The sequence below is a fragment of the Nonomuraea sp. CA-141351 genome, from assembly GCF_050944675.1.
GTDB lineage: Bacteria > Actinomycetota > Actinomycetes > Streptosporangiales > Streptosporangiaceae > Nonomuraea.
This window is the reverse complement of sequence record NZ_CP191982.1, coordinates 11502768-11515349: the sequence shown is the minus strand read 5'-3', so window position 1 is coordinate 11515349 and position 12582 is coordinate 11502768. Positions and strand designations below refer to the sequence as shown.

At 69.2% G+C, this 12582-nt stretch carries 12 protein-coding genes and 2 pseudogenes; 6 read left to right on the top strand and 8 right to left on the bottom strand.

Annotated elements, in window-relative coordinates; translation table 11 throughout:
* Positions 1 to 19: 19 nt before the first annotated feature.
* The gene (locus tag ACQPWU_RS54160; RefSeq protein WP_433434909.1) at positions 20 to 991 is read right to left on the bottom strand and encodes a hypothetical protein; all 972 of its coding nucleotides are present in this window, start codon (positions 989 to 991) and stop codon (positions 20 to 22) included.
* 211 nt (positions 992 to 1202) lie between these two features.
* Positions 1203 to 1823 carry a hypothetical protein gene (locus ACQPWU_RS54155; RefSeq protein ID WP_433434907.1) on the bottom strand — a complete coding sequence of 207 codons (621 nt, stop codon included), beginning with the start codon at positions 1821 to 1823 and terminating at the stop codon, positions 1203 to 1205.
* A 46-nt stretch (positions 1824 to 1869) separates the two neighbouring features.
* Here ACQPWU_RS54155 and ACQPWU_RS54150 point away from each other — a divergent pair, with 46 nt between their 5' ends.
* Complete coding sequence (locus ACQPWU_RS54150) at positions 1870 to 3798, top strand: hypothetical protein (protein ID WP_433434905.1); 1929 nt, start codon at positions 1870 to 1872, stop codon at positions 3796 to 3798.
* Positions 3774 to 4161: pseudogene (locus tag ACQPWU_RS54145) on the top strand (IS982 family transposase); the annotation flags it as partial. The gene ACQPWU_RS54150 and the pseudogene ACQPWU_RS54145, both read left to right, overlap by 25 nt.
* On the opposite strand, the gene ACQPWU_RS54140 reads toward ACQPWU_RS54145, so the two are convergent.
* The 6 genes from ACQPWU_RS54140 to ACQPWU_RS54115 form a co-directional block, all read right to left on the bottom strand.
* Positions 4097 to 4498 (bottom strand): hypothetical protein, encoded by a 402-nt coding sequence (locus tag ACQPWU_RS54140; protein ID WP_433434903.1) that lies wholly within the window; start codon positions 4496 to 4498, stop codon positions 4097 to 4099. The pseudogene ACQPWU_RS54145 and the gene ACQPWU_RS54140 sit on opposite strands and share 65 nt — an antisense overlap.
* A gap of 66 nt (positions 4499 to 4564) precedes the next feature.
* Positions 4565 to 6148 carry an SMI1/KNR4 family protein gene (locus ACQPWU_RS54135; protein WP_433434901.1) on the bottom strand — a complete coding sequence of 528 codons (1584 nt, stop codon included), beginning with the start codon at positions 6146 to 6148 and terminating at the stop codon, positions 4565 to 4567.
* The gene (locus ACQPWU_RS54130) at positions 6060 to 6767 is read right to left on the bottom strand and encodes a hypothetical protein (RefSeq protein ID WP_433434899.1); all 708 of its coding nucleotides are present in this window, start codon (positions 6765 to 6767) and stop codon (positions 6060 to 6062) included. The genes ACQPWU_RS54135 and ACQPWU_RS54130 overlap by 89 nt, the downstream gene beginning before the upstream one ends.
* A gap of 451 nt (positions 6768 to 7218) precedes the next feature.
* Complete coding sequence (locus tag ACQPWU_RS54125) at positions 7219 to 7458, bottom strand: DUF6289 family protein (protein WP_433434897.1); 240 nt, start codon at positions 7456 to 7458, stop codon at positions 7219 to 7221.
* A 36-nt stretch (positions 7459 to 7494) separates the two neighbouring features.
* Positions 7495 to 7731 (bottom strand): DUF6289 family protein, encoded by a 237-nt coding sequence (locus ACQPWU_RS54120; RefSeq protein WP_433434895.1) that lies wholly within the window; start codon positions 7729 to 7731, stop codon positions 7495 to 7497.
* Between the two features lie 739 nt (positions 7732 to 8470).
* Positions 8471 to 8650: a CGNR zinc finger domain-containing protein gene (locus tag ACQPWU_RS54115; protein WP_433434893.1), complete on the bottom strand. Its 180-nt coding sequence runs from the start codon at positions 8648 to 8650 to the stop codon at positions 8471 to 8473.
* Between ACQPWU_RS54115 and ACQPWU_RS54110 the strand changes: the two are divergent.
* The 4 genes and pseudogenes from ACQPWU_RS54110 to ACQPWU_RS54095 all read left to right on the top strand — a co-directional run.
* Positions 8623 to 9102 (top strand): annotated as a pseudogene (locus ACQPWU_RS54110) (transposase); the annotation flags it as partial. The gene ACQPWU_RS54115 and the pseudogene ACQPWU_RS54110 sit on opposite strands and share 28 nt — an antisense overlap.
* Positions 9103 to 9207: 105 nt before the next feature.
* Positions 9208 to 9672, top strand: a complete 465-nt coding sequence (locus tag ACQPWU_RS54105; RefSeq protein WP_433434891.1) for a hypothetical protein — start codon at positions 9208 to 9210, stop codon at positions 9670 to 9672.
* A gap of 88 nt (positions 9673 to 9760) precedes the next feature.
* On the top strand, positions 9761 to 10720 hold the full coding sequence (locus ACQPWU_RS54100) for a phosphotransferase family protein (RefSeq protein WP_433434889.1): 960 nt from the start codon (positions 9761 to 9763) through the stop codon (positions 10718 to 10720).
* 125 nt (positions 10721 to 10845) lie between these two features.
* A complete protein-coding gene (locus ACQPWU_RS54095) occupies positions 10846 to 11889 on the top strand; it encodes an RNA ligase family protein (RefSeq protein WP_433434887.1) in 1044 nt (347 codons plus the stop codon).
* Positions 11890 to 12582 lie beyond the last annotated feature (693 nt).

Below are 12582 nucleotides of genomic sequence, written 5' to 3'. Positions count from 1 at the left end.
GAATTACTGACTCAGGACACTAGTCGATTGCGGCTTCCTCGTACGGAGTACGTGCCTCAACGGGTGGCAGCAGGTCGCGCAGTCCCTGATTGTCGGCAGGGTTGATCCACAGGCTCGTCCTCAGGACTGTTGCGGCGTTGTCAAAGTCGCCGAGTCGCCACCACGCGAGCGCGAGGCCGAGGCGGGCACGCATGAAGGGACGATTCTCGATCCGTGACCAGGGCAGGACGCCCGCCAAGCGGGTCGGCAGGCTCAACTCGCCAACGGCGACCCCGGTTTGGTAGTAGCCCAAGGCCTCCCCGGTCGCGTCGGAGCGTCGGCGTTTGGCCGTGGGAGAGGTGCCGGTGAAGGCCTCCGCGCGTTCGAGCGCTTCGTTGCCGGAGTGCGCCCAGGCGTCGATGTCCCGGTAGTTGGCGTTGCGGATTCGCTTCAGAGCCATCCGGTATGCGGCCTCGTCGCCGGTACGGCCGCGCTCGTCCAAGGCCAGATCCAGCGGGACACCGCTGTCAGCTCCGACGTACGGCTCCGGCATCCGCCAGGTCTCGCGCACGCCGGCGGCCTTCACGCGCTTCCACCAGGACCACTGCTGCGCCTCCCGGACGAGTGCCTCGTCATACTCTTCCGGGTCCAGGTCCCAGCCGTCCGTCAGCGGGTTGTAGCCGTCGTCTGGCGACCGCCGGGCCGGCATCTCTCCGGCATTGCTGACACGGATGATAACCATGCGCGTCTCCGCCGAGGCGTAGTGCGCTGTCATCTCGTGAAGCCACACATACCGCGCCGCCGGATCGGCCTCCGCGGGAGCCCCGACAGTGATCACCCGGGTCATGTCCTCAATGATCCGGCGCACGACATCTTCGGCCTCGTCATCCTGTAGAGGACAGGAGAACCGTCTCTGGATGCGGGGTCCCGCGACGTGCATGAACAGTGTGTCGTGGTTAAGCCCTGTGCGCTCGGCCAGCACAGCGATCAGCTGGTCATCCGCTGTGATCATGAAGCCGCTCCCTTCCGGCGCAGCCGCTGTTGGTGGCGAGCCTACGGGCCTGGAGGGCGTGACCGGCATCGAACTCACGATGAGGTCGTGGGTTCTGGCGGTACCTCTACTGCCCAGCCTGAGCTGAGCCCTAGGATGGGCGGCGGCAAGCCGCGCACGCCCCCGGGCCGTCGTCGAGGTCCCACGCCTTCGCCGACACCGATTCCCGGTTTCAAGGGCTTTCGAGTCCCGCGTCAGTTTGACGCTGCTCGGATTCGGTCCTGACGATCCGGCGGTCGGCGTGGGGGACCGCCGGGGACGTGAGCCGATCATGCCCAAGAACCAGTCCACCGCTGCGCAGCGCGCCCGTCGGCTGCAAGCCGCCCAGGGCGGCAGGTACACCGACCTCTTGCACGGGCTCGCCGCCCCGGCCAGCGCGAGTGCGGCGCTGCGCGCGGACGCCTGGCTGCAGACCCTCCTGCAGCACCTGCAGGAGCTGGGCTGGCCAGCCTCCCCGCTTGATCTGCAATTCGGCCAGTACCACGCTTACTGCGGCCCAGTGCAGCTGCAGGTCGGACGCGAGGTTGATGATATCGACGCCGAGGCGGACGATGCCGACCCCGACGATCCCCGGTGGGCGCAGGCACCTTTGTGGCTGGGTGTGCTCGCGCCGGATGAGGCCACCGTCGATGACCTCGAGACAGGGGCTCGCGCCGACGCCGAGACCCCGCATCAGATCGCCGCGCGCGTGGACGCCGAACTGGCCGAAGCACGCTGGCGGCGAGTCCAGGCCGCGGAGCCGTACTCGACGACGTCGTGCCCCATCTGCGGCGACCGCTACGTCGATCACCATCTGCTGGCCACCAGCGCCGAGGGGGAATACGGTCTGTCCAGCGTGCGTGTGGGACGCCGATCAACAGTGGAAGGCCGACCTGCCGTATCTGGCAGTGCAGATCGACCGGCTGCTGCGGGAGGATCTGTCCGCACCGGCCGGTTGGGCCGCGGTTGCTGCGGTGCTCGCCCTGACGTGCGGGGCGAACCTAGGCCGTCGGCTGGAGCGCGAATTGCAGCGGCGCCGCGGCTGGCCGCTGGTCATGGAGTGGTGGGACCAGCCGCTGGAGCGGTCCTGGATTTGGCTGCCGCCACACGAGCGGAGGCACCCGGCCTTCGCCCGCCTGGGTGCTGGGGCGAGCCTGGCCGCGATCATCGAAGCGCTGCAGCGCCACGACCCTACCTTGCCCCAGCAGGCCCAGCGGTTGTGCCGGGACGCGCAGGTGCGCTGGCGTCCAGCCCTGTGGCCCGCAGCCATCGCCTACGCCGCGGCGTTCACCACCCAGGCCGCCGAACGGGACCGGCACCGCAAACCCGTCCACGTCGTCGACTCCACCAGCGACGGCCTATCCCAGATCCGTCCGCCGTTCGCGGTCACCGGCGACGCGATCAACGTCGAGGGCGGGCTCCAAGAACTCCTGGAATACCTGCTGTTCCCGCTGCTGCTCGGCCACGGCCTGCGCGACGAACCACGAGAGCCGCGCTGCATCTACGGCATCGAGCCCGATGATGACCGCCCCGAGCGGTCCCGGTCGGACGCCCGCATCACACACGAGGTGGACCGGGCCAATCAGATCGCCGTTGTGCTCGGCCAGATCCCCGGTGTCCCGAACGCGCAGATGATCTGGGACGGCGCGGCCCCACCGGCCCGCAACGGCGCACCCCTGGGCGCGACCGCCCCGGTCCACGCAGGCATCAGCGAGATCCGACAGGCGGCGCGGATCCAGGTTGCCGGGCAGATGTACGACGAAGCCGGGCCGATCGCCATGATCGCCGACGAGGCCTGGGAGAGGGCTGGATGGTGGATTCCGTCTGATGACCCGGCCTACGCCGTCCGCCAAGCCCACGCCTTCCTCCGGGGCCGCCCGCTCGTCAACGTGCTCTGGGCCGGCCACCGCGGCATGTACCCCGAACCGACCTGGATCCCCGTGCGGGTGATCGCAGTCAACGAACACGGCACCGGCTTCGGAGACGTGCCAGGACTGCACGTGCTCAACGGCGAATCTCTCCTCAGCATGCGACTGTCCGACATCGCCCTGGTCCGCCGCGCCGACCCCACCCCGATCAACGCCGGATCAGCGCCGGCCGCCGCCGAAGAAGGCACCCGATACGACACCGCGTACGTGATCGATCCGACCGCCGAGCAGGCCTGGCGGCTGGTCGGCCACAAAATCCACCAGCTCGCCCACGATGATCCCCAGGCATGGCGGGCCTTGGACCACTTGGCCTCCAAGTGCCGCGAACGCATGTGGACGCTGCCCACCGAACACGGCCAGGACGTCACCGTAGCGCTGTGGCTGCGGCTGAGCGACACCGAGGTCGCCTGCGACGACCCATCCTGCCAAGCCCGCATCATGTACCTGACCGACGACGGCACGAGCGATGGCGGGCACCCGGCCTCCGGACCCCTGCCCGAGTTCGCCCGCAACAACGGCCTGGCCTACTTCACGTTCACTACCCACCCACACGAAGACGCCTGGGCGGCGTCGAAAGACCCTGCAGCCTGCGCCTGGATGTACACCGCCCTCGCCCTGTACGGCGGATTCATGCGCGTCGACTGGATGGACTTCTCCGCTTCCGATGCGGTCTCCATGGGCCGCGCCGCTTGGGAAGTGCGCGACTACCAGGAGACGGAGATCCGCCGCGTCGTGATCACGAGCAGACCTGACGGCCTCAGCCAGACCGAAACCGGCGACCCCGACTACGCCTGGCCGCCGCTGCCGCCGGAGATCGCCGCCGAGCTCGAGCAGAAATCACGAGCACGACAGGCCCGCTAGCCTGCCCGCCGCGGTTAGGACGCCCGCCCAAGCTCACCGATGCCGAATTCCTTACTCTGGCGGTGGCCCAGGCCCTGCTTCGGCATCCACTCCGAGGCCCGCTGGCTCCGCTACGTGCCCAAGCACCTGCCCGGCGCCTTCCCCTATCTGCCCGGCCAATCCGGCTATAACAAGTGCCTGCACAAGGCCCTGCCGCTGCTCAAACGGGCGATCCGGGCCCTGGCCTGCGACACCGACCTGTGGCACGACCCACTCTGGGTCGTCGACTCCACCCCCGTTGAATGCGGCCGCTCCCGCCCTACCACCCGCCGCTCGGAACTGGCCGGCTGGGCCGGCTACGGCTACTGCCGTTCCCACGCCCGCTCGTGCGGCCGAGGCTGGCCAGGTGCTGGTGGCGGCTCTTGGCCTGGAGTTCGGGCGCGCTACGGCCGGCCTCGGGGAGGTGCTGCAGGGCAATGTGGCGGAGCTGGGGCAGGGTCCAGCTGTCACTGTAGGGATCGAGTTCGGTGGAGGCGGTCTTGAACAGGTGCTCGGCGCGGGGATAGGACAGGCGGCCGCGCCTTGCGACGAGGCAGATGGCGGCGGCGGGCGCGGGGCAGCCGGAGGTGGGAGCGCGCCCGCCGGCCAGGAAGACGGGGCCGGCCTGGCGGCCTTGGCGCAGGCGGGGCAGCAGGCGGGCGGTGGCGGTGGCCCAGTGCATGTATTCGAGGGCGCCGCCCGTGGATGTGACGCGGGCGCGTCCCGAGGGCTAAGCCGGGATGAGGGTCTAATCCTTGTAGCGCCAGTCCAGGCGGCCTTTCTCCACGCCGGGCTGCCAGCCGCGCACCGGCTCGCCCCGTTCCAGGGCCCGGGCGGTGACCTTGAGCAGGGCCAGGTAGGAGGGCCAGATGTCGCCTTCGTCCGTGTGCAGGCCGTCTTCGCTGTGGAAGCTGCCGGTGCGGCCGGTGTCCGGGTCGACGAACAGGTTGCCGCCGGTGATGTCGTAGCCGAAGGGGATCAGGCGGCCGTGCCACCAGTACGGGCTCAGCTCCGGGTCCTCGAGTGTGATGTCGCAGTTCCCCTGCCAGTCGCGCTGCATGCCGCGTACCGACATGGCGTTGTAGATCGGCGGGAAGGAGAAGCCCCAGTCACTCGCCCCGTCGTGGCGTAGCAGCGAGGCCCGCAGGTCGTCGGGGAAGCGCGCGCCCATGGCGGCCTCGGCCCGCGCGATCGCCAGGGGCGTGGCCGGCGGGCGCAGGCTCTTGTACGTGCCGGGCGCGTGCCGGGCGAGCCAGCGCTCGATGCGCCGCCAGGTGGCGTTCACCTCGGCGGTGACGGCGGCTCGCGGGGTGCGCAGGACGGGGGCGCGGCGGGCGGGCAGGCAGCCGGTGGCGCGCTTCTCCGCGTTCGTGGGCGGCTGCGGGGTCGGTGTGGGGGTGGGGGTGGGGGTGGGGGTCGGACGCGGCCCGCCCGCGCACCCGCCCGGCAGCGGCGCGGGCTCCGCGGCCCAGCGCAGCTCGCAGCTCCCGCTCACCGTCGCGTACGACCCGCCGATCGCGGCGCCGCCCTCCAGCGCGGCGGCCAGCGCCTCCAGCATTGCGGCGTGCGACGGGAAGCCCATCGGGCCGTCGTAGCGGAGCCGCTCGCCGAAGGCGGCCTCCCCCACCCGGCCGGTGCGGGGCTCGACGAACAGCTCGCGTCCTGAGGCGTCGCTGCCGGTCGGCAGCAGGCTGCCGTGCCAGATGCCGTGCTCGGGGTCGGCGTCCGCCAGGTCACCCGCGATGACGAGGCTCTGGCAGTTGCCCGTGTTGATGTAGTCGATGTCGTTGACCTCCAGCAGGCCGTACCCGCCGGGGAGCCGGAAGCCGTCGCCCAGGTTGCCGTCCGCGCCGTCGTGGCGCAGGTAGGAGGCGTACAGGTCGTCGGGCAGGCGGTGGCCCGCGTAGTGCTCCCACTGGGCCAGGCGCTCCGGCTCGGCGCCGAAGCGCAGCTTGCGCAACGTGGCCGACGCGTGCGCGCCGAGCCAGCGCTCGATCCGGTCCCACGCCGCGCTGACGCGGGCGGCGAGCGCCGGGTCGGGGGTGCGGACGGCGAAGCTGGTCGGCTCGGGCTCCGGCAGCACCTCCCCGGCCTCCCGCTCCCGCTGCCGCTGCCCGACGTAGAGCGGCGGGCAGCCGACGGAACGCGCCTCCTCGGGCGTGAGCATGGCGGCCGCGATGGCGGCGTCCCGCTCCGGCGAGCCGCAGGACATCGTGTCATCGACGAAACCGCAGAAATAGCTCTCATCGTCGAGATGCGCATCGGAGGCCAGGCAGCCCAGCAGCAGGGCGGCCGCGAGCCCAAGGGCGAGAGGCCGAGGTAAGCCGATCATGAACGCGTACGATACGGCAGCGCGCCGACAGATCGCCGGGGCGCGGCCTCTGGTCTTGGTCCATGGCCTTCGTCGTAGCCACAGGCGCCACCGGCAAGCTTGGCGGGCAGCGCCGGGCGGCGAGCGGGGCGGCCTCGCCGCGCAGGCCGCGCAGCCACCAGAACCAGGACAAGGTCGCGAGCAGCCGCGACGCCGGCAGCGGGTCGGCGGTGACGGCCCAGCCCAGTGCGGCCAGCAGGTTGCCATGCTCCGCGCCCAGCCGGGCGAGCCAGTTCAGCTGGTCGGGCCCTCGCAGGTGGTGGTCGGCGGCTTCGGCCAGCGCGGTGAAGCACTCCGCGTGCGCCCGCAGGCATTCCGCCCGCTCCCCGATCTCGGCGAGCCGCTCCGCGCAGTACTCACGCACCGTCTCCAGCATCCGGTACCGGCCGTCGTGTGCCTCGACCAGCGACTTGTCGACCAGGCCGGCCAGCACACCCGCCACATCGTCGTACCCGACCGGCCCGTCCAGGCCGCAGACCTGCTCGGCGTCTGTCAGGGTGGCGCCGCCAGCGAACACGGTGAGCCGGCGCGCGAGCGCCTGCTCATGCGCGTCGAGCAACCCCCAGCTCCAGTCGACCACCGCGCGCAGCGTCTGATGCCGCGGCGCCGCGGTGCGCTCGCCGCGGGACAGCAGTTTCGCGGCTCAGCCCGGATCTCGCCCTGTTCGTCGCGCCGCAGCACGTGCGCACCTCGTGCCCGTACGCACAGGGCGCCTTCCTCGTCCCAGGAGAAGGCGCAGGTGATGCCGGCGAAGGTGGCGTCGACCAGCTTCCGTACCCGCCACGGCCGGAGGCGCAGATCGCCGCCGTCGGGGTCTTGCCAGCCGAACCCCATGCTCCCGGCGGAGGCACACGCGGCGACGACCGGCTCCCAGTTCACGATCAGTCCGACCGCATCCGCTCCCACGGTCGAGATTGTACGAACACCGGGGCCCTATCCTCACCGGCAACTATGAGCGGCGGATGCCGGATCGGAGGCCGTCAGAAGAATCCGGCAGGGCCGCCGGTGCGGGCCCTGCCGGATGCCTTCCATCAGTCTCTGCAGGGACTCGAGGACCAGCTGATGTAGCCGGCGAGCCTGCCCCAGGTCGAGACCTCACCGTCGCAGAATTCCGTCTTGACCCCCACCAAGTTGGTGCGCGCGGCGTCGGAGAAGTACTGAGTGTTGCACTCGTAGCCGGCCGGGCAGCGAGGGGCGGCCTGCGCGGCGGACGGTACGGTGGCGAGCGTGGCGGCGGCCAAGACCGTGACGGCCAGTACGCGACGGATCATGAATTGTCCTTCCTGATCGCGGGAAACGGCGGGGAATCAGCTGCAGGGGGTTTCGGACCAGTCCTTGTATATGGTGCGCACGCCCCATGCGTAATAGGAGCCGTCGCAACCCTCGACGCTGCCGCCGACGACCTGGGTGCCGATGCCGTCGGAGTAGTACGTGGTGACGCATGCGGAGCCGAGCGCGCAGGCCCTGGCCTGCGCGGGACCGGCGGGGAGGGCGACGAGGGCCGTCGCGGCCAGGGCCGCGGCGACGAGTGCACGACGGATCATCAAGAGTCCTTCCCGAACGTGGAACAGGGGGTGCCCCGACCCTCGTGACGCGGCAGGCAAACCTGCGCGGTCGGCCGGGGAGCGGACAGACGAATGTGGGTGGCTGGAGGAGCAGGCGGGGCCCATGGAGAAAGCCTTGCCGGAGGCAGACGGATGCTCGGTCAGAACGGAGAAGGTCTGGCAGGGACCGCGCATGCCCGAGTTACGGGTGATCCAGCGACTTCATGAGCGGCCCAGCCGATGATCGAAATGATGCGGCCTGTAGGACGAAAACGCAAGGGGGGCTCATATTCCACCACGCCCTGTAGAACAACGATCACGTTTATTGCATAAGCCAGGCGACTCGCCACGCGTCCCTGATTTTCGGAACACTAAATAGTGGTTTTCGGACCCGCTGGGCTGGTGATCGCCTGCCCAGCGTCAAGCCTCGCAGGGCAACGGACTGATCAAGCAGGGTCACCTGGGCCTTTCCGCAGGACACCGTGGCATGGCACGCGCGCCGATTGCGGCCTCCAAAATAGCCACTTTCTCAACGCCTCGTCGTCAACTCGCTGATTGACACCGCCATTGGCTGATTAGCTGAAGTTCGTCGTCCTTTTGCGGTAAAGCATGTTGCAAGACCGACATCTTCGCAGAGAGCACAAATGCGGCAGGCCGACCATGCTTTTTGTGGCGTATTGACCACTCGTCTTGACGAGGCCTATATTCCAGCCACTGCAAAGCAACTTGGCCGTGCCCGTCACGAGTCCGTGGCCTGCCGGGCGCGGAGAGCCCGGAGCTTGTGGCGGTTGCCGCAGCGCTCCATCGCGCACCAGCGCCGGGCGCCGGGGCGGGACGTGTCGACGAACACCAGCGGGCAGTTGTCGCTCGCGCACTCGCGGATGCGCTCGGAGAGCGGCCCGGAAAGCAGTTCGATCATCTCGCGCGCCAGCAAAGCGGATAAATGGGAGGAAGCGGCATCTTGTGGTTGATCCGGATGGGCTTCAGGTGATGGTCATGGTCACCCCGGCCGACACCCCCGACCGGGACTGCGCCCGCGAACTGCTGTTCCGGCTGCGCCTGACCCACCCCGAGATCACCCTGGTCTGGACCGACTCCGCCTATGCTGGATCGCTGATCGAGTGGGCCCGCACCTTCTTGGACCTCACCGTCAAGGTGGTCTCCCGGCCGCGCGGCGCCCAGGGCTTTGTCGTGCTGGCCAAGCGCTGGGTAGTCGAACGCAGCCTGTCATGGGTGCTACGCGCCCGCCGCAACATCCGCGACCACGAGCGACTGCCGCAGCACAGCGAAATCATGATCACCTGGTCGGCGATCAGCCAGATGACACGCCGCCTCACTCGCAGCGCCCGCGCCAGGAGGTCCTGGAGCAAGGTTTCGTGACCGCGCGATTGCGGGCTAGCCTGCCTCGGAACCCAGCAAACGAGACAGGCCGATCCGCAGCCATATGGCCACGAAACCCCTTAGTGAGCGCCCCTCATGGGATCTCGAACCGAGCAATGCCTGAACTGCGAAGCACCGCTGTCCTCGCCCACCGGCCGCGGCGGGCGGCCCCGCACCTACTGCTCCGACGCCTGCTGGTGGGACTTCGGCAGGACCCGCGCCAGGCGCTGGCGCCCGATCACCCAGCGCCACCAACGCCAAGACGACACCCGCAAGCAGCGCCGTCATCTCCGTAACCAGGCTGAACACCTCGCTCAGGCAGCCGGGAAGCTGGCCCTCGACCTGCACGCGGAAGACCTCGCCCTGCCCACCCAGCAGACTGGCTGGAAATCCGGGCCGATCGCCGGCTACGCCGCGGCCGCGCTGCCCCTGCTCGCTCAGGCCCGCGCCGTCCTGGCCGCGGCCGTCGCCGCCGATCGGGCGGCCGGCGCCACCTGGGACGAGATCGGCGCAGTTCTGGATGTCAGCCCTGACACCGCCGCCCGACGCTACCGCACCTGACGGCGAGCTGGCACCTCATCGAGCGGCGCTCACGCACTGATCGAGAAAGCCTTGGCGCGTACAGCCGTCGGGATGGTGAGATGGCACGATGATCAACCACGACGAGGCGGCTGTCCGACCGTTGACATTGGCTTGGGTGAGCCGGCACCTGGAGGTCGGCGAACGGATAGTCAAAACCGAGGCGCTACGCGGCGGCATCACTGCTGACATGCGGAGGCTGACCATCGGCACGCAGGACGGAAGCACGCGCGACCTAGTGCTGCGGAGCTTCGTCGACCCGTTCTACGTGGGGGCCGCCGAGGACTGGCTGAACAGGGAAACGGGCGCCCTGTCCCTGCTCACGAGGACCGGCGTGCCGGCTCCCGAACTGGTCGCGGTTGATCCAACCGCCGCGCATTGCGAGTATCCGTCGCTCTTGATGACACATCTAACGGGCCGGACAGTCCTCGACGATGAGGGAGTGGAGACGCGCGTCCCACTGCTGGCCCGTCAACTCGTGGCCATCCACGCGCTGCGGCCCGCCGAGCGGCCCCGGAAGTATGTGACGCTTACGACCGCCGACACCGTCGTGGTTCCGAAGGGCGCCGACGCGGCGGTATGGGCCGCGGCGATCGACGTGATCCGCAGGCCCACGCCGCCCTATGAAGGGCGATTCCTGCACCGGGACTTCCAGCCCGGCAACGTGCTGTTCGCCATGTCGCCCCCAAGCCCGGCAGGTGCCCGGATCACCGGCGTCGTCGACTGGGCCGCGACCTCATGGGGCCCGGCAGACCTCGATGTCGCGCACTGCTCCACCAATCTCGCGCTGCTGCACGGACCGGCGTGGGGTCTGCGGTTCGCTGAGGCGTATGAGGAAGCCGGCGGGGTACTGGCTGCAACCACGAGCGAGCGGCTGTACTGGCAGGTGCGGGACGCGCTGGCCTGCTCAGAAGAAGTGCAGTCGGTGTCGCAGCCATGGCGGGAGGCAGGCAGAACAGAGCTAACGACGCGATCCGTGGAGGAGCGGCTGGACGCCTATGTCATCGCCCTGATGGACGCGCTGGGCTGAGCCCTGGCGGTCCGGGTGCAGCCCGACCCCATCGGAGGTTCGAAAACAACCTCTAAGGAGCTTTTGAATATTTCTGTACTAAATAAGGGTTTTGTCCTGGTTGGGTGGCCGATAGAAACCGGCGCATGGCCACGCCTCTCCACCAGCACAAACACGCCCGCACGCGCCTCCGTGGCCCGATCGATCCGGAACTGGCCAAGAGCGTGGACAGCTTCCCCTCAGGCAAGCCCGGCCAGTGGGCCTACGAACCCAAGCTGGACGGGTTCCGCGCGCTCGCGGTCATCGACAGCGACCGCGGAGTGTATGTGCAGTCAAGGCGGGGCGCCCGCTTCAACGAGATCTTCCCTGAGGTGGTGTGGGCCGTCTACCAGCACGTCCCCGAGCGGACCATCCTGGACGGCGAGATCGTCCGATGGAACTCCGCGGGTAGGCTCGACTTCGGCGCGCTGCACCGTCGGAACGTAGCCGGGCGCCGCCGAGCCGCGGCCCTCGCCAGTTCTGAGCCGTGCCACTACGCCGTGTTCGACCTGCTGCGCCTGCACGGGCAGGACGTGACGGGTCTGTCGCTGCGCGAGCGCCGCGCTCTGCTGGAGGAACTGTTTGCGCTCATCCCGGCGGCCGGCGTTCTCGCTCTGGGCATGCAGACGCTCGTCGAGGCTGAAGCGCGAACCTGGTACGAGTCGATGCACGTGGCGGGAGTCGAGGGGCTGGTCATCAAGCCGACCGGATCCCGGTATGAGAGCGGGGTGAGAGGGTGGTTGAAACTCAAGCGCAGAGCCAGCGCGGAGGCCGTGGTAGGGGGTTACATCGGCCGTGTAAAGCGGCCGAGCGGCCTGCTGCTCGGCCGGTACGACAGCGCCGGACGGCTACGCGTGGTGGGCCGGACCACCCAGCTCACCGCGAGGGCAGCCGCCGAGATCGCCCCTCTGCTCAGCCCAGCGGCTGGTGCGCATCCGTGGCCGACGACACTGCCTCCCGGCTGGGCTGGCAGCCCCTACGGCCAGACAGACCCCATCACCTACACCCAGGTGGAGCCCGACCTCGTGGTGGAAGTCCTCGCCGATACGGCCAAGGAAGGTCACCGGCACCGACACCCCGTCAAGTACCTGCGACCTCGCACCGACCTTGATCCTTTGCAGGTGATCGAGGAGCGCGACGTCGGGGCATAAGGTGCCGCGTGGGTCATCCCTGAAGCCGGAAGAGCAGACCACCCGACGCATACGCTTCCAGCCGAGAACAGAGACGAGCCCGACCGGCATCCACACCCGGCTCTCCACAAGTCGCGAAGGTCGTGGTGACGTGTCCCCATCCCGTGGCGGCCCAAGGAGTCGGAAATGGCTGCACCCCGGAGCGGTAGCGCGTGGTGCATAGATCACATTCGCGTCGAAGATTCCCCCGCGCCGTGTTCTGTCTGGGATGACACCGTACGGGCGTGACACCGGCGATGGGCCGGGGCCGGACGTTTCGGTTCCGGCCATGGTCCTCAGCAGCAGATCTGATAGCTGCTCGGGATCCGCGCCGGTATCGTCCTGTTCAACGGTGATCCAGGAGGCGTGAGCCGCCGCGCCCAGGACTCACACGGAGGAGGCCACGATGGCCGACCTGTACACCAGGTTCCTGCGGAATGCGGTGTTTGTGCCGCAGGCCGGCGCAGGAGCGGATGTTCGCTGAGTCGACGGCCAGGCCGTCCCCGCAAAAGCCGCGCACTCCCACGCCCCTGGCTCAGAGCCCTCCACTCGCCGAGTAGGAGGCTCCCCGCTCGGGTCCGCGTCACCAGCCGCAAAGTAACGCATTGTGACTGCGGCTTTGCGGTTTGACCCTGGCTTCCCTCGTGAGCCTAGGCCGCAAAGTAGCAAAACGTT

What these genes read in the sequence shown, in the direction of transcription:
- ACQPWU_RS54160 (WP_433434909.1), bottom strand. Translation starts at nt 991, where the DNA reads ATGATCACAGCGGATGACCAGCTGATCGCTGTGCTGGCCGAGCGCACA.
- ACQPWU_RS54155 (WP_433434907.1), bottom strand. Translation starts at nt 1,823, where the DNA reads ATGGTGATCGACGTAGCGGTCGCCGCAGATGGGGCACGACGTCGTCGA.
- ACQPWU_RS54140 (WP_433434903.1), bottom strand. Translation starts at nt 4,498, where the DNA reads ATGCACTGGGCCACCGCCACCGCCCGCCTGCTGCCCCGCCTGCGCCAA.
- ACQPWU_RS54135 (WP_433434901.1), bottom strand. Translation starts at nt 6,148, where the DNA reads ATGATCGGCTTACCTCGGCCTCTCGCCCTTGGGCTCGCGGCCGCCCTG.
- ACQPWU_RS54125 (WP_433434897.1), bottom strand. Translation starts at nt 7,458, where the DNA reads ATGATCCGTCGCGTACTGGCCGTCACGGTCTTGGCCGCCGCCACGCTC.
- ACQPWU_RS54120 (WP_433434895.1), bottom strand. Translation starts at nt 7,731, where the DNA reads ATGATCCGTCGTGCACTCGTCGCCGCGGCCCTGGCCGCGACGGCCCTC.
- ACQPWU_RS54115 (WP_433434893.1), bottom strand. Translation starts at nt 8,650, where the DNA reads ATGATCGAACTGCTTTCCGGGCCGCTCTCCGAGCGCATCCGCGAGTGC.
- ACQPWU_RS54105 (WP_433434891.1), top strand. Translation starts at nt 9,208, where the DNA reads ATGGGATCTCGAACCGAGCAATGCCTGAACTGCGAAGCACCGCTGTCC.
- ACQPWU_RS54100 (WP_433434889.1), top strand. Translation starts at nt 9,761, where the DNA reads ATGATCAACCACGACGAGGCGGCTGTCCGACCGTTGACATTGGCTTGG.
- ACQPWU_RS54095 (WP_433434887.1), top strand. Translation starts at nt 10,846, where the DNA reads ATGGCCACGCCTCTCCACCAGCACAAACACGCCCGCACGCGCCTCCGT.